This window comes from Kocuria sp. CPCC 205260, from assembly GCF_040981045.1.
Taxonomy (GTDB): Bacteria; Actinomycetota; Actinomycetes; order Actinomycetales; family Micrococcaceae; genus Kocuria; species Kocuria palustris.
In genome coordinates, this window is record NZ_JAVKPT010000002.1 from 1 (window position 1) to 23,943 (window position 23,943).

Below are 23,943 nucleotides of genomic sequence, written 5' to 3' on the forward strand. Positions count from 1 at the left end.
GGACTCATCGGTCAACGCTCATGCGGAAACGTGGTGGTCAGGGGCGTCAACGATGTCGTGACGCAGGACACCTCGTGGCGCACTTCACGAGACAGAGGCCCCGCCAGGCAGCACGCCCGGCGGGGCCTTTTCGCATCCCGACCCGCCCGTCGCTGCGCCCTCCCCGCCGAGGGGACGCGTCCGACGGCTTCTAGGCCTCGAAACGCGTCGGATGCCTCCCCTCGGTGCGCGACGCTCAGTAGCGGGGCTGCGCGGGAGCGGGTATGCCGTTGAGGGCTGCCACGTCCTCGTCGTCGAACTCGATCTCGGCGGCGCGCGCGTTCTCGGCCAGGTGCTCCAGGTTCGTGGTGCCCGGAATGGTGATGACCGAGCCTCCCTGCCGCTCGGGCAGCAGCGACCAGGCGATCGACACCGCGGCCTTCGAGACGCCGTGCTTGCGGGCGATCTCCTCGAGCACCGGCAGGATCAGCTGATCGTTGGCGGCGCGCGCCTCCGGCGTGAACCGGGAGTTGCGGGCGCGGAAGTCGTTGTCCGAGAACGTCCTGCCGGTCAGCGCACCGGAGAAGTAGCCGCGCCCCACCGGCGAGAACGGCACGAAGGCGGCGTCGTGGTCGCGGCACCAGGAGATGACATCCCCGGCGGGATCGCCGTCGGAGACGACTCCGGAGCCGTCCGGGTCGCGGGTCCACAGCGAGTACTCGGACTGCACGGCGGCCACCGGATGGATCGGCTGGGCTCGCTCGAGCTGCTCGACGGTCACCTCCGACATCCCGATCGAGCGCACCTTGCCGGCCTGGACCATCTCGGCCATCGCGCCCCACGTGTCCTCGAGAGGGACCTCCGGGTCCAGGCGGTGGACGTAGTACAGGTCGAGGACGTCGGTGCGCAGACGTCGCAGGCTGTCGTCGATCGCCTGGCGGAGGTAGTCCGGGCGCCCGCAGCGTCCGGTCCTGGGCGGCTCCAGCTGCTCGGCGAGCAGCACGGCCTTGGAGCACAGGAAGATCTCATCCCGCCGGTCGTGCAGCGCGGCCCCCACGATCTCCTCGTTGGCGCCGCCGCCGTAGAGCGTGGCCGTGTCGATGAAGTCCATGCCGCCGTCCACGGCAGCGCGCAGGGCGTCCCTCTTGGCCGCCTCGGACAGCTCCTTCCGGTCATAGGCCCAGCTCAGGCCCATGGCGCCGAAGCCCACGACCCCCACCTGATCGCCGGTCGCGGGCAAGCTCACCTGTCGCATGCTCATCCTCTTTCTCACCCGTGCAGGAAGCGGCGCCGTCGTCGTGCGCCGCTGCTCGAAGACCCACGCTACGTCCCCGACGACCGAGCCGCCGCTGCAGCGCACCGGCGGCTCCTACAGTGGGCCCATGAGCGGCGACGAGATCTGGACCATCGGGCACTGGGTCTGTGAGCAGGGGTCTTCCTGGAGGCACTGGACAGCGCAGGCATCGGCGCGATCGCAGATGTGAGGGCGCAGCCCGGCTCGCGGCGCAGCCCGCAGTTCAGCAGGGACACGATGCCCGAGTGGCTGGGCGAGGCGGGCATCGAGTACCACCACCTCCAGGAGCTGACCGGCCGGCGGCGCAAGCAGCCCGAGATCCCTCAGGAGCTCAATGCCGGCTGGCAGAACCGCAGCTTCAAGAACTACGCGGACTACACGCTCACCGACGACTACGAGGACGGCATCGCCCAGCTCGTGCAGGTCGCGCGCAGGCTCCCCACGGCGATCATGTGCGCAGAGCCGATGCCGTGGCGCTGCCATCGGACCCTGATCGCCAACACGCTCACCGCCCGGGGCTGGACCGTGCGCCATCTGTCCACCACGGCCGGGCCGCGGCTGCACGAGCTGGGGATGTGGGGCGCGCACGCGGAGGTCTCCGACGACGGCGTGGTCACCTACCCGCCGAGCGCCGAGGACTGCGACTGAGGCCGATCAGCCGCGGGGCGAGCGGAAGCCGACCAGGCGGGCATCGGCGCCGTCGAGCTCGGCCCACGGCTTCTGCAGCCGGAAGACGGCCAGCCCCGCGGTGGGGAAGCCCGCCGAGAGGTCCATGACCGAGTCCATGTCCGAATCCGGGGCGGCCAGGCGCATGGCGACCTCCTGCACCGCCGGCTGGTGGCAGATCACCAGGAGGCTGCGGACCCGCTCGGGAGTCGCGCAGATCTCTGCGAGAACCTGCCGATCGGAGGCCTCGTAGAGCCGGTCGGACAGGCTCGCGGTGGGCGCCCGATCGCCCAGCACGCTCGAGACCCAGGTGCAAGTCTGCCTGGTGCGCAGCGCGGACGAGCACAGGACCATCTCCGGCAGCTCGCCGCTGTCGAGCAGCCACTGCCCCGCCGCCGGCGCCTCGGCCTGACCCTGCTTGCCCAGCGGGCGGTCGAAGTCCGCCACGCCCCACCCGGCGTCCGCCTGAGCATGGCGCATGAGAATCAGAGTGCGCTCGTCCGGGCCCGTGGTCTCCGAGGTGCTCGTCATGGGCTCATGGTCTCACGCACCGCGGAAGGAGGCCTCGGGCAGAAGTCGAGCCCCGTCCTGATCCGGCAGGACGGGGCTCGAGGGGGCTCGAGGGGGCCGCGGGATGCGGCCGCGACTCAGATGGAGTACTCGGGCGCGGCCCAGACGATGACCTCGGGGTGGTCGTAGAACCGGTAGCCCTGGCCGCGGACCGTGCGCACCGTGTTGGCCAGGCGACCCAGCTTGGAGCGCAGGCGCCGGATGTGGACGTCGATGGTGCGCTCGTTGGGGGTCTCGTCGGCATCCGACCAGAGGCTCGAGATCAGCTCGGTGCGCCCCACGGTGCGGCTGCCGTTCTCCACGAGGTAGTTCAGCAGCTCGAACTCCTTGTAGGTCAGGTTCAGCACCGCCCCGTCCAGCATGACCTCGCGGCGCGAGAGGTCGATCAGCACGCCGACCGACTGGGTGGTGCGGGTGTCGCGAGCCGAGACCGGGGCCGTGGCAGCCTCCGCGGCGGGCTCGACCGCGGTCGGATCGCCGAGGGCGTTGCGCACGACCTGCAGGTCCCCGCCCGGGGCACCGGCCTGGGCCAGCGCCACGGCCGCGTAGCTCTCCGCCTCCGGGGCGATCTGGGCCACCGACCGACGCAGCTGCTGCACGATCTCCACCAGCGTGGTGCCGTTGGCGGCCGCCTTGGCCTCGCCCAGGCCGACGTACAGGACGAAGCCGCGGGCCTCCGAGCTCACGCCCGGATCCTGGGGGTTCAGTCGTCGATCGGCGCGCACCTGCTGGGGCGCACCGCCCGCCTCCACGGCGCCGGGGCGACGCACTCCGGGGCGACGGCGCCTGGGCGCCGCGCCCCCTGCTCCGGCGGCCATCTGGCTCGCGGCGGCGGTGCGTGCTCGCTGCGAGATGTGGACATACCCGGGTGCTCCGGCCATGACTGCTCCTCATGCTGTGAAACGACCCTGCCACGGGCCGCTGCCGGGCCGAGTCTCGACCGGGCCTGCACGCCCGACGCCGCACCGAGAGGCTCTCTCCCCTGACCCGGCTGACCTGCCGGAGAGACCGGCAGGCGGCGTCGCGCGCTCCTGCAATGGCTCCATACTCAGCCAGCTCCAAGCTTCTGCGCAAGACACATACCGACTTGTGTCTCACTATCCGAGATTAATAACTTGTAAACGCACCTATGTGCGCCCGCAACCCCCGTCTGGCGCATTTCCTGGAGCAACTTCAGCCTTCCGGCGCGACCGGGGGAGACATTCGCGCCAACTTACTCACCGGTATTCGTGTTTTCACCCACCCCTCTCTGTCAAGACCTATTGCCACATCGGCAACCGAGTCTCAGATAATGAGACGCCCCTCGATGCTCGGCATCGAGGGGCGTTCGGGGCATCACCCCAGGTGCCGCCGGGCGGCGGGCGCAGGGAATCAGTCGACGACGCCGTACAGGCGATCGCCGGCATCCCCCAGACCGGGGACGATGTAGGAGTTCTCATCCAGGCGCTCGTCGACGGTCGCGAGGACCACGTGGACGTCGTCGTCGCCCAGCTCCTGCTCCATGGCGGCAAGCCCCTCGGGCGCCGCGAGAAGGCACAGGCAGGTGATGTCCTGAGCCCCGCGCCGGCGCAGGAAGCGGATGGCCTCGATCAGAGTGCCTCCGGTGGCGAGCATGGGATCGAGGACGTAGACCTGTCGGCCGGTGAGATCATCCGGCAGCCGCTCGGCATACGTGACGATGTCCAGGGTCTGCTCATTGCGGGCCATGCCCAGGAAGCCGACCTCCGCCGTGGGCACCAGACGGGTCATGCCCTCGAGCATGCCCAGACCGGCGCGCAGGATCGGGACCACGAGCGGTCGCGGCGTACTCAGCGCCGTGCCGGTCGTGGTGCTCACGGGGGTGCGGACCTCGATGGGCTCCACCCGCACCTCGCGCGTGGCCTCGTAGGCGATCAGCGTGACGAGCTCCTCCACGAGCTGGCGGAACACGGGGGACGAGGTCTCCCGATCGCGCAGAACGGTGAGCTTGTGCGAGACCAGCGGATGGTCGAGAACTGTGAGGCGCATGACGCAAAATTAGCATTCAGCCGCGTCCGCGGCGCAGACGCAGAAGGCGCCGGAGCGCACCCGAGGAGGAGTCCCGCCCGTGGCACTGCCCCCGATGCACAGCACTCGAGTCCACGAGGCCTGGATGCGCCAGGCCCTCGAGCAGGCGCGCCTGGCGCTGTCCACGGGCGACGTCCCCATCGGAGCCGTCGTGCTGGATCCCGACGGCCGCGCCATCGGGCGCGGACGCAATGAGCGCGAGGCCCACCACGACCCCACGGCCCACGCCGAGGTCCTGGCCATGCGCGAGGCCGCCGAGGAGCTGGGGCGCTGGCGACTGGACGACTGCACCCTGGTGGTCACGCTCGAGCCGTGCACCATGTGCGCCGGGGCGGCGGTGCTCGCACGCATCCCGCGGATCGTGCTCGGGGCCTGGGACCCCAAGGCCGGCGCCTGCGGCTCGGTCCTGGATGTGGTGCGCCACCGGCAGCTCAACCACTGGAGCGAGGTCCACGGCGGCGTGCTCGCCCGCGAGTGCTCCGCACTGCTCACCGAGTTCTTCCGGGCGCATCGCGACTGAGCGGCCCCGACCCGGCCCTGCCGATTTTGCGCACCGCCCACCCGCCAGTATGATCTTGGGCCTGGTGGCGTGTCCGAGCGGCCGAAGGTGCATCACTCGAAATGATGTTTGGTGTAAAAGCCAACGAGGGTTCAAATCCCTCCGCCACCGCGCAGAGCTGAAGGGCCCTGCTTCCCCGAGGTCTCGGGGAAGCAGGGCCCTTCAGGCATTTCCGGGCCGCACCTGCGCCCACATCCTGTCCGCACCGGCCCGCGGCCTCCGAGGTGTCGGCCCCGGGCCTAGACTGGAGGGCAGTCCCAGAGATCGACGCGGCCCGTCGTGCCGCCAGGAGAAGAGCCTTGAGCAGCATCACCGTGAACGTGACCGACCGCGAGGGCGCCCGCACCGAGGGTGTCGAGTGGAAGTCCCACGAGTCCCTGATGGAGGCGCTCACGCGCCACAAGTTCCCCATCCTCGCCACCTGCGGCGGCAATGCCTCGTGCTCCACGTGCCACTGCTACCTGGACGGCGCGTTCGAGACCACGCAGGAGAACTCCCCCATCGGAGATGAGGAGGAGGACCTGCTGGACATGCTCGACGACACCCGCCACGACGACTCCCGCCTGACCTGCCAGGTCGAGTGGTCCGAGTCGCTCGAGGGTGCCGAGATCACCATCGCCCCGGAGTGGTGAGCGGGAGGGCCTCACTATGACCACTGCCCCGGAGGATCAGCTGGCTCGCGCGGAGAGCCTGCTGCGCGAGGACCTCACGACCCGCGCCGCCTACGTCTCGGACGCCTCGATCTACCGTCGCCTCCCCGCCGCCGTGGCGGAGCCGCGCACGGTCGAGCAGATCCGCGATCTGCTGGCGCTGGCCCATGAGCGCGGCTGGTCCGTGATCAGCCGCGGCGGCGGCACCTCCGTGGCCGGCAACTCGATCGGCGACGGCCTGGTCATCGACACCTCGCGGCATTTCAACCGGGTCCTGTCGATCGATCCGCAGGCCGAGACCGCGGACATCGAGCCCGGTGTGATCTGCGACGACCTCCGCGCCGCGGCTGCCGAGCACGGGCTGACCTACGGGCCGGACCCCTCCACGCACGCGCGCTGCACCGTGGGCGGGATGGTCGGTAACAACGCCTGCGGATCGCATTCGGTGGCATGGGGCACGGCGGCCGAGAACCTCGTGGCGGTGACCGTCATGCTGGCCGACGGCCGAGAGGTCGAGCTGCGCGCCGGCGGGACCTCAGGGCCCGCCCTGACCCGTACCCTGAGCGCGCTGCGCGATGAGCACCGCGCCATGCTGCGCACCGAGCTGGGCCAGTTCCCCCGCCAGGTCTCGGGCTACGGCCTGCACTACCTGCTCGAGGAGAACGGCTTCGACGTCGCCAAGGCCTTCGCCGGCACCGAGGGCACGTGCGGGATCATCACGCGGATGACCGTGAAGCTCGTGCGCAGGCCGGCGGCCACCGCCCTGGCGGTGCTCAGCTTCGCGGACGCGATCGCCGCGGCCCACGCAGCCCCGGCGCTGCGCGTGCGCGGGGTGACCACGATCGAGGGCATGGGCGGGGACCTGCTGGACGCCCTGCGCTCGCGCCCCGGCAACGAGACCGCCGGGTCCGAGCTGCCCCCGGGCGGGGGCTGGCTGTACTGCGAGGTCGGCGGCGAGACCGTGGAGGCGGCCCAGGCCCGAGCCCAGCAGCTCGAGGGGATCGTGGAGTCCTCGGGCCGCGCCGAGGTTCAGGGGGCCGTCGTCGTGGTGGATCCTGCGCGCACCCGCAGCCTGTGGCGGATCCGCGAGGCCTCAGCAGGGATCGTCACCCGCCTGCCGGACGGCGGCGAGGCCTGGCCCGGCTGGGAGGACTCCGCCGTGCCGCCCGAGAACCTCGGCGACTACCTGCGCGATCTCTATGCGCTGCTCGACGAGCTCGAGCTGCGCGGCATCCCGTTCGGGCACTTCGGCGAGGGCTGCGTGCACCTCCGCATCTCGTTCGACTTCGGCACCGAGGCCGGGGTGGCCCGCTACCGCGAGTTCATCGAGCGGGCCTCGCAGCTCGTGCGGCACTACGGCGGCTCGGTCTCCGGCGAGCACGGCGACGGCCGGGCCCGCTCCGAGCTGCTGGGCATCATCTACTCCCCCGAGGCCCTGCGGGCCTTCGCCGCCTTCAAGCGCGCGTTCGATCCCGCAGGATTCTTCAACCCCGGCGTGCTCGTGGACCCCGAGCCGATCGACCAGGGCATCCGCCCCGGCCCCGGGGCGCGCACCTTCGACCTGAAGCCCGTGCACGCCTTCAGCCACGACAACGGCTCGTTCGCAGGCGCGGTCAATCGATGCGTGGGCGTGGGCGCCTGCCGCTCGGATGTCGGCGCCATGTGCCCGTCGTTCCAGGCCACCCGGGACGAGGTCCACTCGACCCGCGGGCGCATGCGCTCCCTGGCGGAGATGCTGCGCGGGGAGCACCTCAAGGACGGCTGGAAGGCCGAGGAGACCCTCGAGGCCCTCGACGGCTGCCTGTCCTGCAAGGCCTGCGTGGCCGAGTGCCCGGTCAACGTGGACGTGGCCACCTACAAGTCCGAGTTCCTGCACCACCACTACGGCGAGGGCATCCGCAGCTTCGTGGGCCGCAGGCGACGCCCCATGGCCCATCTGACCATGGGCTGGCTGCCCGTGCTCGTGCGCCTGATGAACCTGGTGCCCGGCGCTCCGTCGCTGGTCAACACGGCCATGCGGGTGCGGCCGCTGCAGAAGACTGTCATGCGCCTGGGCGGCGTGGAGGCGCAGCGGGACATGATCCGCTTCGCCGACCAGCCGCTGACCAAGTGGTTCTCGACCCGGCCCGGCGACGCGCCGGACGGGCGGCCGTCGGTGGTGCTGTGGCCGGACTCCTGGACCAACTTCATGGACGACGGGCCCGGCAAGGCCGCCGTGGAGGTCCTCGAGGCCATGGGCTACCGCGTGCTCATGCCCGGCGGCAACGTCTGCTGCGGCATGACCTGGCACTCGACCGGCCAGCTCGAGGCCCTCAAGCGAGAGGTCACCCGCACCCTGGGTGTCATGGAGCCGCTGCTGGAGGCCGGATACCCCGTGATCGGGCTCGAGCCCTCCTGCACGGTGATGCTTCAGGACGAGATCACGGAGCTGCTGCCCGACGACCCCCGCGCCGCCCTGCTCGCCCAGCGCACGCTCACCCTGGGGCAGTTCACCGCGCGCCACCTCGCCGAGGGAGGGGACTGGCCGTTCGGGACCCTCGACGACGACGGCCCCCGCGACGCCGTGTGCCAGGTGCACTGCCACCAGAAGTCGATGATCGGCTACGACGCCGAGCTCGAGGTCCTGCAGCGCCTGGGCGTGGACGTGGACATGGTCGGCGGCGGCTGCTGCGGTCTGGCCGGGAACTACGGCTTCGAACCCGGCCACTTGGAGGTCTCCCGAACCCTGGGCGAGCGCGAGCTGTTCCCCAAGATCCGCGCGGCGGGGCCCGACCCCCTGGTGGTGGCCGACGGCTTCTCCTGCCGAACCCAGATCCGCGAGGGGACCGACGCCTCCGGCCGGACCCTGGCCGAGGTCATGCGCTCGGCGCTGCCCGAGGCGCGCTGACGCCCCTGCGGCGCACCTGCGCCTCGGGAGCCGCACCGGCATGGTCGCGGTTGCCGGGGCCGCCCGCTGTGCTGTCGGGGCCCGGCCTACGATTGCTCTATAGAGGCCCGGACCACGTCGGCTCGGACCCGTGACACCTCAGCAGGAGGCTCCTCATGTCGACTCGCACCCGCCCCCTCGCCCTCAGCGCGCTCTCCCTGGCCGCGCTGCTCGCCCTGAGCGCCTGCGGCGGCTCGGGCGAGGACCAGGACAGCACCGACAGCTCGTCCGGGTCGGCCTCGCAGAGCGCTTCGGCGCAGCCCTCTGCCTCCTCCTCCGCCTCGCAGTCCACGTCCTCCGAGTCCGCCGCGGACCCCTCGGCCTCCCCCTCGACGGAGCCCTCCGAGCCGTCAGCAGACGATTCGGCCGCAGCCAGCGACTCCGCCGAGCAGACCGCTGCCGGGGAGGAGACCGCGCAGGAGGCCCCGGCCGCGGAGGACTCGGCAGAGGCCGACGGATCCTCGGCGCAGCAGGGCTCCGCACAGACGGAGGGGCAGCAGGGCGCCGAGCAGGCGACCGGGCAGCAGGACACCGGACAGGGCGCCCAGGCCGAGCAGGGCAGCGCCGCCGCGCAGCCCGCTGCCGCCGGTGCGTGCGACGCCTCCTCCCTGTCGGGATCGCTGCAGCCGGTGGATGCCGGGATGGGCGCCGTGCATTACCAGCTTGTGCTCACCAACACCGGCTCGCAGCCGTGCGTCCTGTCCGGCTACCCGGGCGTCTCCTACGCGGACGCCGCGGGACAGCCCATCGGCATCCCGGCCTCGCGGGCACCGGAGGCGGGCGCTGCGGTGACCGTGGCACCGGGCCAGTCGGCCTCGGCGGGTCTGCAGGAGACCGGAGCCGGCTCCTACGGCCAGGTCTGCAACCCGCACGAGACCTCCGCGCTGATCGTCTACCCGCCGGGCAGCACGGAGGCGCTGAGCATCGCCCATTCGACCCAGGCCTGCGGCAACCCCAAGATCGGGCAGCTGCAGGTGAAGGGCTTCGGTGCCTGAGCCCGCCGAGCGCGCAGCACCTGCCCAGGTCCGAGGGCTCCCCGCAGACGAGGAGCCCTCGGACGGACGCCCCGCGCCGGGCTCGTCGCTCGAGGCGTTCTCGCCGGCTGCCCGCGACTGGTTCACGGGCGCCTTCTCCACGCCCACCGCCGCCCAGGAAGGCGCGTGGAAGGCGATCGCCGGAGGCGAGCACGCCCTCGTGGTCGCTCCCACCGGTTCCGGCAAGACCCTGGCCGCCTTCCTCTGGGCGATCGACCGGCTGATCACGCAAGCGGCCGTGCCGCAGCCCGCTGGGCCCCGCTCCGGCTCAGCCGCCCCAGGTGCGCCGGCTGCCTCAGCCGCCTCAGCCGAAGCGTCCTCCGAAGCTGCTGCTGCGAACGATCGTTCCGGATCCGACCTGCGCAGGAAGGCCTCGAGCGCCTCGTCCAAGCGAAGGGCCACCACGCGCGTCCTGTACATCTCCCCGCTCAAGGCGCTCGGCGTGGACGTGGAGCGCAACCTGCGCTCGCCCCTGATCGGGATCACGCAGACCGCCCGCCGGATGGGGCTGGAGCCGCCCGAGATCTCCACCGGCGTGCGCTCCGGGGACACCCCTCAGGCCGTGCGGCGCGCGCTGCTGGCCTCCCCGCCGGATATCCTGATCACCACGCCCGAATCGCTGTACCTGATGCTCACCTCCAAGGCCCGCGAGTCCCTGCGCGGTGTGGAGACCGTGATCCTGGATGAGGTCCACGCCGTGGCAGGCACCAAGCGCGGCGCGCATCTGTCGGTGTCGCTCGAGCGCCTGGACGACCTTCTCGAGCGCCCGGCCCAGCGCATCGGGCTCTCGGCCACCGTCGACCCGGTCGAGACGGTCACGCGCTTCCTGGGCGGGCGGGAGCCGGTGGCCGTCGTGCGCCCGGAGTCGACCAAGCGCTGGGACCTGGAGATCAGCGTGCCCATCCCGGACATGACGGTGCTGGGCGGTCCCGCCGCATCGAGCTCGCTGCTGGAGTCCGACTACGACGCCGACGAGCCGGCGAACGTCGCCTCCATCTGGCCGCACGTGGAGGAGCGGGTGGTCGATCTGGTCGAGGCGCATCGCTCCACGATCGTCTTCGCCAACTCCCGAGGCCTGGCCGAGAAGCTCACCGCCCGCCTCAACGAGATCCACGCGTTCCGGCTGGAGCACGCACCGGATGATGACGGCCAGGCGACCCAGCTCAGCGGGATCGAGCGGCAGCACAACCGCTACGAAGGCGCAGCGCCCCTGCTGGCCCGAGCCCACCACGGCTCGGTCTCCAAGGATCAGCGCGCCCTGATCGAGGAGGACCTCAAGTCCGGTGTCCTGCGCTGCGTGGTGGCCACCAGCTCGCTCGAGCTCGGCATCGACATGGGGCTCGTGGACCTGGTGGTGCAGATCGAGTCCCCGCCGTCCGCGGCCTCGGGGCTGCAGCGCGTGGGCCGCGCCGGCCACCAGGTCGGCGAGATCTCGATCGGGCGGATGTTCCCCAAGCACCGCGGCGATCTGCTGGACGCGGCCGTGACCGTGGAGCAGATGCTGGCCGGGCGGGTCGAGCCGCTGCACATCCCGTCGAATCCGCTGGACATTCTGGCTCAGCAGACGATCGCGGTGTGCGCCACCGAGACCGTGCCCGTCGAGGACTGGTGGGACACCGTGCGCCGGGCCGCGCCGTTCCTGGGACTGCCGCGCAGCGCGTTCGACTCGGTGCTGGACCTGGTCTCCGGGCGCTACCCGTCGGACGAGTTCGCGGAGCTGCGCCCGCGCGTGGTCTGGGACCGGGACGAGGGCACGCTCACCGGCCGCCCCGGGGCCCAGCGCCTGGCCGTGACCTCCGGTGGCACGATCCCCGACCGCGGGCTGTTCCCCGTGCACCTGGCCGGGCAGGACGATTCCTCGCCCAAGCGGGTGGGCGAGCTCGACGAGGAGATGGTCTACGAGTCCCGCACCGGCGATGTGATCGCCCTGGGCGCCTCGTCGTGGCGGATCGCGGAGATCACCCATGACCGAGTGCTCGTCACCCCGGCACCGGGGCAGGCGGGCAAGCTGCCGTTCTGGCACGGCGACGGCATCGGGCGGCCCGTCGAGCTCGGTCGAGCGCAGGGCCGCTTCCTGCGCGAGGCCTCGGGTGCTGCGGAGGCCGCGCTGCGCGAGCGGCTGGCCGCCGACGGCTTGGACACCTGGGCGCAGGACAACCTTCATCGCTACCTCACGGAGATGCGCGAGGCCGTCGGGCACGTGCCCTCAGACCGCACGCTGGTCATCGAGCGATTCCACGACGAGCTCGGGGACTGGCGCGTGGTCCTGCACTCCCCCTACGGGCTGCCCGTGCACGCGCCGTGGGCGCTGGCCGTCGGGGCGCGGCTCGAGGAGCGCTGGGGCCTGGACAGCTCCGCGCAGGCCTCCGACGACGGCATCGTCCTGCGACTGCCGGCCACCGACGACCAGCCGCCGGGCGCCGAGCTGTTCCTCTTCGACCCGGAGGAGCTCGAGCAGATCGTGACCGAGCGGGTGGGGTCCTCGGCGCTGTTCGCCTCCCGCTTCCGCGAGTGCGCGGCCCGCGCGCTGCTGCTGCCGCGCCGGGATCCCGGACGACGCACGCCCCTGTGGCAGCAGCGCCAGCGCTCGGCCCAGCTGCTCGACGTCGCCCGCAAGCACCCCCAGTTCCCGATCGTGCTGGAGACGGTGCGCGAGTGCCTCCAGGATGTCTACGACGTCCCCGCCCTGCAGGAGCTGCACCGCCAGATCGACCGCCGCGCGCTGCGCATGGTCGAGGTGACCACCGAGACGCCCTCGCCCTTCGCCCGCACCCTGCTCTTCGGCTACCTGGGGCAGTTCATCTACGAGGGCGACTCCCCGCTGGCCGAGCGCAAGGCCGCGATCCTCTCCCTGGACACCGCCCTGCTCTCCGAGCTGCTGGGCCGGGCCCAGCTGCGCGAGCTGCTCGACGCCGAGGTCATCGCCCAGACCGAGGCCCAGCTGCAGCACCTGGCCCCCTCCCGACGCCTGCTGGGCATGGAGGGGCTGGCCGATCTGCTGCGGCTGCTCGGGCCGCTGGGCCTCGAGGAGGCAGCGGCTCGGCTGCGCCCGGAGTCGGGCGGGCCGGCCGCTGCGACCGGAGCGGACGCCTCCGTCGAGGGCTCGGACGACCCCTCCGAGCCCTCCGTCAGCCCCGAGCAGGCCTCTGCGTGGGCGGAGGAGCTGGTGCGCAGGCGGCGCGCCTTCTGGCTGCTGCGCGAGGGGCAGCAGGTGCTCGCCGCGGTCGAGGATGCCGCCCGGCTGCGCGACGCACTGGGCACGCCGATCCCGCACGGGGTGCCGGTCAGCTTCCTGGAGCCGGTCGAGAATCCGGTCGAGGACCTCGTGGCGCGCTTCGCCCGCACGCACGGGCCGTTCACCGTGGCCGAGGCCTCCCGGGGCACCGGATTGGGCCCGGCCGTCGTCGCCGGGACCCTCGAGCGCCTGGGCGCTGCGCGCCGCGTCCTGGAGGGCGAGTTCCGCCCCGACCGGCAGGAGGAACACCACCGCGGGCCGCGCTCAGAATGGTGCGACAAGGACGTGCTGCACCGGATCCGGCGACGCTCGCTGGCCGCGCTGCGCCAGCAGGTCGAGCCGGTGGCCCCGGAGGTCTACGCCCGCTTCCTGCCCTCGTGGCAGTCGGTCGGGCCGGGGCATCGCCTGCGCGGGGCGGACGGCCTGCTCAGCGTCGTGGATCAGCTCGCGGGGGTGGCGGTGCCGGCCTCGGCGCTGGAGCCGCTCGTGCTCCGTCAGCGCCTCGAGGACTACCGGCCTGAGCTGCTCGACGAGCTGCTGGCCTCCGGGGAGATCGTGTGGTCCGGGGCGGGCTCGCTGGCCGGCGACGACGGCTGGATCAGTCTCCACCTGGCCGAGTCGCAGCAGCTCAGCCTGCCTCCGCGAGCGGATCTGCGCGCCCGCGCCGCCGGGATCGACGACGCCGTCCAGGCCGCGCTGCTGGCCGTCATGGGCGATGGCGGCGCGCGGTTCGGCCACCAGCTGCGCAGCGCTGTGCTCGAGCAGAACGATCGTTCGCAGATCCCCGGGCTGGACATGCCTGCCCTCACCCGCGCCCTGTGGGAGCTCGTGTGGGCCGGGCTGGTCACCAATGACACGTTCGCCCCGGTGCGCTCCCTGGTCGCGGGCGGCTCCGCCGCTCACCGGCAGAAGCCGCGCACCCCACGAGGACGCACCGCAGGCAGACGCGGAGCAGCCCGACTGCGGGCCCGGGACGCGGCGCTGTCGCGGCCGTCATCCGAGCGCACCCCAGGGCCCGCGGAGGCGGGCGATCCCACCGGGCTGTCCGGGCGTTGGTCGCTGCTGGACCCCGAGCCGCTCGAGCCCACGCTGCGCGCGAGCGCCTCGGCCGAGCTGCTGCTGGACCGCTACGGCGTGGTGACCCGCGGGGCGGTGGAGGCCGAGGACATCGCAGGCGGGTTCTCCGCCGTGTACAAGGTCCTGGCTGCCGTCGAGGAGGCCGGTCACGCACGGCGCGGCTACTTCATCGAGGGTCTGGGGGCCGCGCAGTTCGCGCAGTCGGGCACCGTGGATCGGCTGCGCGGCTTCGCAGACGACGAGCAGGCGCGCACCGAGCCTCGTGAGCCCGTCGTGCTGGCGCTGGCCGCGACCGACCCTGCGAACCCGTACGGCGCCACGCTGCCCTGGCCGGAGACGATCGACTCGCACGACAGCACCGAGTCCACCACGGCGGCGCGGCACCGGCCGGGACGCAAGGCGGGGTCGATCCTCGCGCTCGTGGACGGCGATCCGGTGCTCTACCTGGAGCGCGGCGGGCGCACCGCCCTGGTCTTCGACGACGACCCCGAGCGGCTGCGGATGATCGGCCCGCCGGTCGCCGACGTGGTGCGCGCAGGGGCCGCAGAGAAGCTCACGGTCGAGCGCGTCAACGGCATGCCCGCCCTCGGGCACGGCGCGCTGGAGACCGCGGTGCGCGAGTCCCTGGTCGCCGCCGGGTTCTCGACCACACCCAAGGGCCTGCGGATCCGCCGTGCCTGAGGGGGATTCCGTCTGGCGCGCGGCCGCTGCCCTGCATTCCGGGCTGGCGGGGCGGCAGCTGCTGCGCAGCGACCTCCGGGTCCCCGCGCTGGCCACCGTCGATCTGTCCGGGCGCACCGTCCAGGAGGTGGTCTCGCGCGGCAAGCACCTGCTGATCCGCATCGGGCCCGATCCGAGCACCGGTGCCCGCGCGGTCACGCTGCACTCGCATCTGATGATGGAGGGCCGATGGGAGATCGAGGACCTCGACCCTCTCGCGGCGGGATCGGACTCCCCCGGCCGTCGTCGGCCCGGCGCCTCGAGCGCGCGATCGCAGCGCCGCGCCCGGCCGAAGCACACGATCCGTGCCGTGCTCGAGACCGCGGGGACCCGGGCCACCGCGTCCTCCGTCCAGCAGCTCGTGATCGTGGCCCGGGAGCAGGAGGACCGGCTCGTGGGGCACCTGGGCCCGGACCTCCTGGCACCGCAGTGGTCCGCGCAGCACCTGCAGGAGGCGGTGCGCCGTCTGCTGGAGCGCCCCGATCGCCCGATCGCCGCAGCGCTCATGGATCAGTCGAGGCTGGCAGGGATCGGCAGCATCTACCGCTGCGAGCTGCTGTTCCTGCACCGCCTGGCTCCGCAGACTCCCGTGGCCGATGTTCCGGATCTGCAGGCGATCGTCGAGGATGCGCACGAGCTGCTGCTGCGCAACCGCGACAGCGGCCCCCGAGTCACCACGGGCGATCCGCGGCCCGGCAGGCAGCTGTGGGTCTACGGCCGTGAGCGCCGGCCGTGCCGACGCTGCGGGACGCCGATCCTCAAGCGGACCTGGGACGATGCCGCCGGTCAGCGCGATCCCCGCACCGGCCTGCAGGCGCCGGCCCGCGAGCGCCCCTTCTACCTCTGCCCGCGCTGCCAGCGCTGAGACCCGGACAGCCGAGATCCAGCCCGGGCTGGGCTCCTCAGCAGTCGAGGGCGGCGAGCAGCCCGGGCTGGGAGAGCTCCTCGTTGAGCCAGGGGCTCAGCAGCTGCGGCACGGCCCGGCTGGCCCGCAGCAGCTCGGCGGGATCGACCCAGAGGGACTCCGCGACCTCCTCGGGATTCGGCACGGGCGAGGACTCGGCCCGGGCGGTCCACACCGGGCAGAACTCGTTCTCGACCACGCCCGAGGCATCGCGCGCCCAGTAGGCGAACTCCGGCACGACCTCCCGCAGCTCGGTCAGCTTGAGTCCCAGCTCCTGCTCGGCCCGGCGGCGCAGCGCCGCAGCCATGGATTCGCCCGGTCCCGGGTGGCCGCAGAAGCTGTTCGTCCACACGCCCGGCCAGGTCCGCTTGCTCAGGGCACGACGGGTGAGCAGCACCCGCCCGTCGTCGTCCAGGACCCAGCAGGAGAAGGCCAGGTGCAGAGGGGTGTCCGCGGTGTGGACCTCGGATTTCAGCGCCGTGCCGATCGGCAGGCGCGCGGTGTCCAGCAGCACGACCTGCTCGGGCCGCCTGGGGGTGGTCATGGTGATCGCACTTCCTCACGTCGTCGTTGCCCCGAGTCTGCCAGGATGCCCCCATGTCCCGCCGCCGCGCACGTCCCAGACCGCTCTCCCCGCGCGATGGCATCGATCCGGTCTCGGTCCGGCTCCCGGACGACCGCAGCTGCACGGCCGGCGAGCACCTGCTGCTGCGCTTCCCCGCCTCGCGCGCGCAGCTCGAGCGGCTGCTGTCGGGCGGCGAGATCGTCGACGACCGCGGCGCCCCGCTGCCCGCCGACGCCCCGTGCGCCGGTCAGCGGGTCTGGTACCACCGCGAGCTTCCGGTGGAGCCCGAGCTGCCCCATGACATGCCGGTCCTCTACGAGGACGAATGGCTGCTGGCGGTCGACAAGCCGCACGGGCTGCCGTCCACACCGCGGGGAGGGTTCATCGCGCAGACGGCGCTGAGCGTGCTGCGTCGCCGCCGCGGCGAGGACGACCTGGTTCCGGCGCATCGCCTGGACCGGGACACCGCCGGCGTGCTGCTGCTGATCCGCGATCCCCGGGCGCGCGGGGCCGTGCAGCGCCAGTTCCAGGACCGTCGCACCGAGAAGTCGTACGAAGCGGTAGCCCGCCTGGGCGGTCTGGTGCTCGAGGACCTGCCGGATCGGCGCAGCAGCCGGCTGCTCAAGCAGCGCGGGGTCCTGCAGGCCGCCGAGGTCCCCGGCGAGCCCAATGCCGTGACGCACCTCGATCCGCTGAGCGCCTTCGAGGACGACGACGGCCGCTGGGCCCACCTGCGCCTGCACCCCTTGACCGGGCAGACCCACCAGCTGCGGGTCCACCTGGCAGCGCTCGGGACGCCCATCCGCTGGGATCCGCTCTACCCGCAGGTGCTTCCCCGGGAGCCGGGCGACGTCTCGCGTCCGCTCCAGCTGCTCGCGCGCACCCTGCGACTCACCCACCCGGTGACCGGGCAGGCCCTGGAGCTGAGGAGCCGTCGCCGCCTGGAGACCCTCCCCCGCTGATGCCGCCTCGGAGATCGCGGGGGGGGGGGCGTCGGGGCGGATCGCTAGGCTGAGGGCCAGCCGTCCGCGACAGCCCGCAGCACTTTCGACGGCAGCGCACGACCCCCACGCACAGGAGAGCCATGAGCCACGACCCCGCCGCCTCGATCCTCGCCGATGCCGTCGACGACCGCGCCGTGCGCGCAGCTCTGGCCGCCCGCTCGGTGCAGGAGCTGTTCGGGCAGCGGGCCCTCGGCATCCCCGGGACCTGGCTGGCTGCGATCACCTTCCCGGGGCCGTCGCGGACCAACCTGACCTGGCACTACTGGTGGCAGGCGCACCTGCTCGACGCCCTCGTGGATGCCGCCCTGCGGGAGGCCTCCTCGGGAGGGGACCCGGAGCCGCTGCGCAAGCGCGCGCATCAGCTGCTGCGCGGCATCGCCGTGCGCTCGGGCGGGTCGGTCGTGATCAACAGCTTCTTCGACGACATGTCCTGGCTCATGCTGGCGCTGGGCCGCCTGCGCCAGCTCGATCAGGTCTGCGGCGCCTCCTCCGGCGACGTCCTGCGGGCCGGGAGCCTCCTGCTGTCCCAGATCCGCTCGGCGCACACCGACGACCTCGGCGGCGGCATGTTCTGGAGCCGCGAGCGCACCTACAAGAATGCCGCGACCACGGGCCCGGCGGCCCTGATCGCTGCGCGCACCGCCTCCGACGACTCCGCCGAACGGCTGCTCAGCTGGCTGCGTGAGAACCTCTGGGATGCCCAGCGCGGCGTGTTCTGGGACGGGATCAAGCTGCTGGCCGCCGGCTCCGACCAGGAGACCACGCAGCGCGACGACGCCGTCTACTCCTACAACTCCGGCCCCGTGCTGGCGGCATGCCTGGAGCACGCCGCCGTCGTGCCCCGGGATCGGGCTCGGTCCTGGCTGGAGTGGGCGGGACAGATCATCGCCGGCGCCGAATCGCACTTCGGGCGCGACTCGACCAGTGCTGCCGGTCGGCGGCGTCGGAGCCTGTCCACGCACGGCACCGGCGACGGCGGGCTGTTCACCGGCATCCTCGTGCGGAACCTGGCGGAGGCCGCCGAGGACCCCCAGCTGCCCGAGGCCTCACGCCTCACCGCACGGCGCCTGGTCCTCGACACCGCCGACGCCCTCTGGGACGGCCGTCGCGAGTTCGATCCCGGCATGGACCCCCACGACCCCAACGCCCGCCCGGAGCCCCGGCGCGTGCGCGCGATCTTCTCCTCCGACCCCCTCAAGGACGCGGATCAGACCCAGCGCGTGGGCGCCCCGGTGGATCTGTCCACGCAGATCCAGTCCTGGATGATCCTGGAGGCCGCGGCCCGCCTGGAGCGCAGCCTCCGCTGATCGCGGAAACCCCGGCACCGACCCACCACGAGACCCGACGGCTGAGGTAGACAGATCCCATGAGCTCCATACGCACACCGGACCCGAATCCCGGCTGGCTGTCCGAGGAAGACCTCCGCGAGGCCCGTGCCCGCCTGCCGATCGTCTACGTCCAGGCGATCCCCGTGCAGCTGGATCCCGTGGGCTGCGTCTCGGAGGTGGGCCTGCTGCTGCAGCCCAATGACGTCGGCGAGCTGGAGCGCGCCGTGGTCTCGGGGCGCGTCCTGTACCGCGAGACGATCCGCGGGGCGCTGCTGCGGCACCTGGAGAAGGATCTCGGGCCGCTGGCCATGCCCATGGTCCCGCCCTCGACTGTCCCCTTCGCGGTCACTGAGTACTTCCCGCATCCGTCGGAGACGGGCTTCACGGACAACCGCCAGCACGCGGTCGCGCTGAACTACGTGGTGCCCGTGCGCGGCGAGTGCCAGCCGCGCGAGGACGCGCTGCAGCTGTCCTGGGTCACCCCCGAGGAGGCGCTCAGCGCCGACATCCAGGCGGAGTTCGCCGGCGGCCGGGGCCGGCTGATCGAGCAGGCCCTGGCGCACGTCGGCTGGGGCCGCTGAGCGGCCTTCAGCGCGAGCGATCCTGCGAGGGAGCGCTGCGCCCGTCGTCGTCCTCACCCGCGGCCGCGCCGTCGAGGTCCGCGTCCGCCGGGCCGCCGCGGCGGTCCGCCTGCGAGGCGGCGATGATCCGCGGCATGGCCTGCGTGTCTGCTCGGCGCTCCTCGCTGTTGCGCCAGAAGTAGATCACGACCATGCCGCTCAGCGCGCCCAGCACGGTCTCCACCGCGCGGGCCTGCAGCAGCGGCGCGGCCGGGACCGGATGCGCCAGCTGCGTCATCAGCAGCGCCAGCGGCGTGATGAACAGCAGTGCCAGCGAGTAGTTGCGGCCCACGAACAGCTCGGCGAGCAGCTGGAAGAGGATCACCAGGACCAGCATCTGCCACGGGCCCAGATCGAAGGCCAGCACGAACGCGGTCACGCCCACGCCGCCCAGCGTGCCGACCATGCGGTGGACGCCGCGCTGCAGCCGCGCCAGGTGCGTGGGCGCCGCGATCGGAGCGGCGGCGGCCACCTGCGCCCAGTAGACGTGGCTGAGCCCGGCGGCCTGGGAGACGATCAGGGCCACCACGGCGGCCAGTCCCGTGGCCACCAGGAAGCGCCCGCCGTGCGCGGCCAGCTGGCCGCGGGTCAGGCGCACCACCGGCGCCGGGGGCGGTGACTTCCCCTCGCGCCCCTCGCCCACCAGGGACCAGATCCACGCCAGCAGGACGGAGAAGGCGGCGGAGCCGGCTGCGATCGCGATCGCCAGCAGCGGGTGCGCCACGGCATCGGGCCCCAGGGAGCCGATCGCGCCGGTGGCGAAGATGAAGAACACCGACCCGGCGGGCTTGAGGTTCCAGGCCGCGGCCAGCACCGCGCCGATCGCGGCGACCACGGAGGTGATGCCCAGGACCAGGGGCTCCGGCGCGCCGAACCAGGACAGCAGCGCGCCGATGGCCACCGAGACCGTGACCAGCGCGCCCGCCTGCAGCTCATGGCCCAGGCGCTGGCGCAGCGGCTCGTGCCGGGCGTAGATCGAGGTGAAGGCGCCGAAGGCCGCGTAGATCGTCAGGTCCGGGCGCCCCAGGAGCATCAGCAGCACGAGAGGGATCCCCACGGCCAGGGCGATGCGGACCGCAGGCACGTGGTCCCGGCGGGAGGGGCCCACCTCGAACAGCTGGCGGACGGTGGACGATCCGGACACGCGGGCTCCTTCCTGCGGAAGAGTCGGGGCTGCCCTGGGCGGGAAGCGCTCCGATGAGGGACTGGGGCATCCGCGCTCGAGCGGCGGGAGGGGATGCGATGAGGCTCGAGGGCCGCAGTCGATGCTATCCCCGCCCCGGGCGGACCGGCTCGGGCCGCTGCATCGGGGACAATGGACGGATGGACTCCGAGCAGACCCCCGCGCCCAAGCCCCACCCGCTCTCCGGGCGGGACAGCTTCTCCTTCCGGGTGCGCACTCGGCTGACCGAGACCGTCGCCCAGCCCCCGCGGACCGATCCGCACGGCGACCCCGAGCCCCCGTGGCTGGGCCGCACCGGGGAGATCACCACACCGCACGGCACCATCCGCACGCCCGCCTTCATCCCCGTGGCCACCGCCGCGACCGTCAAGGCCGTGCTGCCGGAGGCCATGAAGGAGCTCGGCGCGCAGGCGCTGCTGGCCAATGCCTACCACCTGTACCTGCGCCCCGGTCACGATCTGCTCGACGAGGCCGGCGGGCTCGGCCGCTTCATGAACTGGGACGGCCCCACCTTCACCGACTCCGGCGGCTTCCAGGTCATGTCCCTGGGCTCCGGATTCAAGAAGGTGATCGACATGGATGGCCCCTCCCCCAAGGGCCCCGTGGGCGATGACGACGTGGCCGAGGGCAAGGAGCGCCTGGCGAACGTGGACGACGACGGCGTCACGTTCATCTCGCACCTCAACGGCGACAAGCACCGGTTCACCCCTGAGGTCTCCATGCAGGTCCAGCACGGGATCGGCGCGGACATCATGTTCGCCTTCGACGAGCTGACCACCCTGCACAACTCCCGCGGCTACCAGGAGCGCGCCCTCGAGCGGACCCGGCTGTGGGCGCTGCGCTGCCTCGAGGAGCACGAACGGCTCACGCAGGCTCGGCAGCACCGGCCGTACCAGGCGCTGTTCGGCGTGATCCAGGGCGCCCAGTACGAGGACCTGCGCCGACAGGCCAGCCGCGACCTGGGAGCCATGGACTTCGACGGCTACGGCATCGGCGGGGCGCTGGAGAAGAAGAACCTCGGCACGATCGTGGGCTGGTGCGCCGAGGAGCTGCCCGAGGACCGACCGCGGCACCTGCTGGGCATCTCCGAGCCGGACGACATCTTCGTGGCGCTGGAGGCAGGGGCGGACACGTTCGACTGCGTCTCCCCCACCCGCGTGGCCCGCACCGGGGCCTGCTACCACCCCAAGGGCCGGTTCAACCTCCCGGCGGCGCGCTTCAAGCGGGACTTCCGCCCCATCGACGAGGACTGCGACTGCTACACCTGCACGCACTACACCCGCGCCTACGTGCACCACCTGTTCAAGGCCAAGGAGCGGGTGGCGGCCACGCTGGCCTCGATCCACAATGAGCGCTTCACCGTCCGGCTGGTGGACCGCGCACGCGAGGCCATGGAGGACGGGTCCTACCTGGCCTACCGGGACGCGACCCTGGCCGACTACTACAGCGGCGACCACCCGTGAGCCGCGCCCACGCCTGCGACCCGAGCACGTGAGCCACAAGGAGGCACAGATGACCGAGAACCCCAGCGACCGCCCCAGCTCCGACCTGGATCGCGTCCCCGCCGAGCAGCGCTGGCGCCTGCATAGGGTCCTGCCGCACCCGTCGTCGCGGATCTACCAGGCCCTCATGGACCCCGAGCTGCTGCCGCACTGGTACGGGCCGCAGGGCTGGAGCGTCCACCCCGAGTCCCTCGAGCTGGATCCGCGGCCGGGCGGCATCCGCCGCTTCGCCATGGTCATGGACGACGACCCCCAGATGGGCGCCCCCTCCCACGGCCGGCACGCGGCGATCGTGCCGGAGGAGATGCTCGAGATCCAGGAGGCGCTGCCGGGGCCCGATGGCGAGCCCACCGAGCATCTGATCCTGCTGCGCATCGAGCTCGTGCCCGTCGACGGCGGGACCCGGATCGAGCTGCTGCAGGGGCCGCTGCCGAAGGAGGTCCACGCGACCGCCAAGGGCGCCTGGGACTCCTCGCTCGATCGACTGCGCGCGCTGCTGGATTCCCGGGAGTCCTGATGAGCCCTCAGATCCGTCGGCTGACCCGCCTGGTCTCCGTGCTGCGCGCCGAGAACCCCGGGCCCATGACGCTCGAGGGCACGAACAGCCTGCTGCTGCGCGCGCCGGGCTCCGACGGCGTCGTCGTGGTGGATCCCGGCCCCGACCTGCCGGAGCACGTGCAGGCTCTCGCCGCGGCGGGTCCCGTGGAGCTGGTGCTGATCACGCACCGCCACAATGATCACACCGAGGCGATCGATTCCCTGCGCGAGCTGACCGCAGCGCCCGTGCGGGCCGCGCTGCCGGAGCACTGCCGCCATGGGCAGCCGCTGCGCGACGGCGAGCGCCTCACCGCCGCCGGGGTCTCGATCGAGGTGCTGGCCACGCCGGGGCACACCTCCGACTCCCTGAGCTTCCGGATCCTCGACGATGCCGCGCTGACCGATGGTGCCGCGATCGCCCCCATCCTCACCGGCGACACCGTCCTGGGCCGCGGCACGACCATGATCGACCACCCGGACGGCACGCTGGGCGACTACCTGGCCTCGCTCGATCAGCTCGAGGCCGCCGGTGGCCTGGGTCTTCCCGCCCATGGTGAGCCGCTGCCGGATCTGGCCAAGACCTGCCGGGAGCTGCGCGACCATCGGCTGGAGCGCCTGGACGAGGTCCGCGCAGCCCTCGAGTCCATGGGCGCGACAGCCCAGGGGGTCTCCGCCGACGAGCTCGCCGAGCGCATCTACCCGGAGGTCCCCGCCCAGGTCCGCCCCGCGGCCCGCCGCTCGATCGAGGCTCAGCTGGCGCATCTGCAGCGGGACTGAACCCCGCCGTCGTCGTCGAGCGGCCTCTGCGCGTGATGGCGAGGAGCCAGCAGGCCTCAGGCGGTCACGGCGCCGTAGTCCTCGATCTTCTTGACGCGCGCCACCACGGCGTAGGTGACCGGGAGCATGACGACCTCGATCAGGCACTTCCAGACGTAGCCGACGAGCACGTAGTTCAGGAACTGCCCCGGCGTCTCGATGCCGATCACGGGGGCGGCGATCGCGCAGAAGATGATCGTGTCCACGAGCTCGCCGACCAGCGTGGAGGCCATCAGCCGCGCCCACAGGTGCCGCTCCCGGGTGCGCTGCTTGACCTTGACCAGCACGTACGCGTTGAGCAGCTGCCCCACCAGGAAGCCCAGCAGGGAGGCAAGGACGATCAGCGGCACCGGGCCCAGGGTCTGCGCGAAGGCCCCCTGGCCCTCGTAGAACGGTGCGGCTGGCAGCGCGATGATGATCCAGAAGCACAGGCTCGCGAAGGCGCCGGCGGCGAAGGCCATCAGCGTGGAGCGCCGCGCTGCGCGGAAGCCCCAGACCTCGGAGACCACATCGCCCACCACGTAGGCCAGCGGGAAGAGGAAGAAGCCGCCGTCGGTGATGATGGGGCCTATCTGCACGCCCTTGGTGGCGCCGATGTTGGACAGCACCAGGATCACGGCGGTCGCGGCCACGAACAGGTCGAACAGGCTGCGGGGGCGGCGGGCGTACTGGGCCGCGGTCATCGGGGACGACGACGGCGTGCGGGGGTCGCTGGTCATGCGGCAGGG

General features: G+C 72.4%; 20 protein-coding genes and 1 tRNA gene. 14 read left to right on the plus strand and 7 right to left on the minus strand.

The features are described from left to right. Positions 1-235: 235 nt before the first annotated feature. Positions 236-1,234: an aldo/keto reductase gene (locus tag RF645_RS04675; RefSeq protein ID WP_058872038.1), complete on the minus strand. Its 999-nt coding sequence runs from the start codon at positions 1,232-1,234 to the stop codon at positions 236-238. Between the two features lie 225 nt (positions 1,235-1,459). Between RF645_RS04675 and RF645_RS04680 the strand changes: the two genes are divergently transcribed. Continuing rightward, a complete protein-coding gene (locus RF645_RS04680) occupies positions 1,460-1,921 on the plus strand; it encodes a DUF488 family protein (RefSeq protein ID WP_368818680.1) in 462 nt (153 codons plus the stop codon). Between the two features lie 6 nt (positions 1,922-1,927). Here RF645_RS04680 and RF645_RS04685 read toward each other — a convergent pair whose 3' ends face one another. The 3 genes from RF645_RS04685 to upp all read right to left on the minus strand — a co-directional run bounded on the left by RF645_RS04685 (position 1,928) and on the right by upp (position 4,516). Beyond that, the gene (locus RF645_RS04685) at positions 1,928-2,470 is read right to left on the minus strand and encodes a histidine phosphatase family protein (RefSeq protein ID WP_006213933.1); all 543 of its coding nucleotides are present in this window, start codon (positions 2,468-2,470) and stop codon (positions 1,928-1,930) included. Between the two features lie 116 nt (positions 2,471-2,586). Then, entirely contained in the window at positions 2,587-3,390 is an 804-nt protein-coding gene (locus RF645_RS04690; RefSeq protein ID WP_006213934.1) for a winged helix-turn-helix domain-containing protein, read from the minus strand. Between the two features lie 490 nt (positions 3,391-3,880). Beyond that, positions 3,881-4,516 carry a uracil phosphoribosyltransferase gene (gene upp, locus RF645_RS04695; protein WP_006213935.1) on the minus strand — a complete coding sequence of 212 codons (636 nt, stop codon included), beginning with the start codon at positions 4,514-4,516 and terminating at the stop codon, positions 3,881-3,883. Between the two features lie 94 nt (positions 4,517-4,610). Between upp and tadA the strand changes: the two genes are divergently transcribed. The 7 genes from tadA (at position 4,611) to RF645_RS04730 (ending at position 15,621) form a co-directional block, all read left to right on the plus strand. After that, positions 4,611-5,075 carry a tRNA adenosine(34) deaminase TadA gene (tadA, locus tag RF645_RS04700; protein ID WP_040560504.1) on the plus strand — a complete coding sequence of 155 codons (465 nt, stop codon included), beginning with the start codon at positions 4,611-4,613 and terminating at the stop codon, positions 5,073-5,075. Between the two features lie 63 nt (positions 5,076-5,138). Continuing rightward, a tRNA-Ser gene (locus RF645_RS04705) sits at positions 5,139-5,225 on the plus strand. Between the two features lie 188 nt (positions 5,226-5,413). Beyond that, positions 5,414-5,746, plus strand: coding sequence for a 2Fe-2S iron-sulfur cluster-binding protein (locus RF645_RS04710; RefSeq protein ID WP_006213939.1), 333 nt, complete (start codon positions 5,414-5,416; stop codon positions 5,744-5,746). A gap of 16 nt (positions 5,747-5,762) precedes the next feature. Continuing rightward, positions 5,763-8,651, plus strand: coding sequence for an FAD-binding and (Fe-S)-binding domain-containing protein (locus RF645_RS04715; RefSeq protein ID WP_006213940.1), 2,889 nt, complete (start codon positions 5,763-5,765; stop codon positions 8,649-8,651). 155 nt (positions 8,652-8,806) lie between these two features. Next, the gene (locus tag RF645_RS04720) at positions 8,807-9,685 is read left to right on the plus strand and encodes a DUF4232 domain-containing protein (RefSeq protein WP_006213941.1); all 879 of its coding nucleotides are present in this window, start codon (positions 8,807-8,809) and stop codon (positions 9,683-9,685) included. Next, positions 9,678-14,717, plus strand: a complete 5,040-nt coding sequence (locus tag RF645_RS04725) for a DEAD/DEAH box helicase (RefSeq protein WP_058872035.1) — start codon at positions 9,678-9,680, stop codon at positions 14,715-14,717. The genes RF645_RS04720 and RF645_RS04725 overlap by 8 nt, the downstream gene beginning before the upstream one ends. After that, the gene (locus RF645_RS04730; protein ID WP_058872034.1) at positions 14,710-15,621 is read left to right on the plus strand and encodes a DNA-formamidopyrimidine glycosylase family protein; all 912 of its coding nucleotides are present in this window, start codon (positions 14,710-14,712) and stop codon (positions 15,619-15,621) included. The genes RF645_RS04725 and RF645_RS04730 overlap by 8 nt, the downstream gene beginning before the upstream one ends. Before the next feature lie 37 nt (positions 15,622-15,658). On the opposite strand, the gene idi is transcribed toward RF645_RS04730, so the two are convergent. Then, a complete protein-coding gene (gene idi / locus RF645_RS04735; protein WP_058872033.1) occupies positions 15,659-16,204 on the minus strand; it encodes an isopentenyl-diphosphate Delta-isomerase in 546 nt (181 codons plus the stop codon). A gap of 53 nt (positions 16,205-16,257) precedes the next feature. On the opposite strand from idi, the gene RF645_RS04740 reads away from it, so the two are divergent. The 3 genes from RF645_RS04740 to RF645_RS04750 all read left to right on the plus strand — a co-directional run bounded on the left by RF645_RS04740 (position 16,258) and on the right by RF645_RS04750 (position 19,138). Beyond that, positions 16,258-17,187, plus strand: a complete 930-nt coding sequence (locus tag RF645_RS04740) for a pseudouridine synthase (RefSeq protein ID WP_058872032.1) — start codon at positions 16,258-16,260, stop codon at positions 17,185-17,187. A 122-nt stretch (positions 17,188-17,309) separates the two neighbouring features. Then, positions 17,310-18,536 (plus strand): glycoside hydrolase family 76 protein, encoded by a 1,227-nt coding sequence (locus tag RF645_RS04745; protein WP_053447949.1) that lies wholly within the window; start codon positions 17,310-17,312, stop codon positions 18,534-18,536. Positions 18,537-18,595: 59 nt separating this feature from the next. Then, entirely contained in the window at positions 18,596-19,138 is a 543-nt protein-coding gene (locus RF645_RS04750) for an NUDIX hydrolase family protein (protein ID WP_314301713.1), read from the plus strand. A gap of 7 nt (positions 19,139-19,145) precedes the next feature. Here the strand turns inward: RF645_RS04750 and RF645_RS04755 are convergent, their stop codons facing one another. Next, the gene (locus tag RF645_RS04755) at positions 19,146-20,321 is read right to left on the minus strand and encodes an FUSC family protein (RefSeq protein ID WP_368818681.1); all 1,176 of its coding nucleotides are present in this window, start codon (positions 20,319-20,321) and stop codon (positions 19,146-19,148) included. Positions 20,322-20,500: 179 nt separating this feature from the next. On the opposite strand from RF645_RS04755, the gene tgt reads away from it, so the two are divergent. Genes tgt through RF645_RS04770 form a run of 3 tightly spaced genes read left to right on the plus strand, consistent with a single transcriptional unit; the run spans position 20,501 to position 23,176 of the window. Next, complete coding sequence (tgt, locus tag RF645_RS04760) at positions 20,501-21,823, plus strand: tRNA guanosine(34) transglycosylase Tgt (protein WP_368818682.1); 1,323 nt, start codon at positions 20,501-20,503, stop codon at positions 21,821-21,823. Positions 21,824-21,872: 49 nt separating this feature from the next. After that, complete coding sequence (locus RF645_RS04765) at positions 21,873-22,379, plus strand: SRPBCC domain-containing protein (protein ID WP_006213951.1); 507 nt, start codon at positions 21,873-21,875, stop codon at positions 22,377-22,379. Then, positions 22,379-23,176, plus strand: coding sequence for an MBL fold metallo-hydrolase (locus RF645_RS04770; RefSeq protein WP_058872028.1), 798 nt, complete (start codon positions 22,379-22,381; stop codon positions 23,174-23,176). The genes RF645_RS04765 and RF645_RS04770 overlap by 1 nt, the downstream gene beginning before the upstream one ends. A gap of 56 nt (positions 23,177-23,232) precedes the next feature. Here the strand turns inward: RF645_RS04770 and RF645_RS04775 are convergent, their stop codons facing one another. Beyond that, the gene (locus RF645_RS04775) at positions 23,233-23,934 is read right to left on the minus strand and encodes a queuosine precursor transporter (RefSeq protein WP_058872027.1); all 702 of its coding nucleotides are present in this window, start codon (positions 23,932-23,934) and stop codon (positions 23,233-23,235) included. Positions 23,935-23,943: the final 9 nt, after the last annotated feature.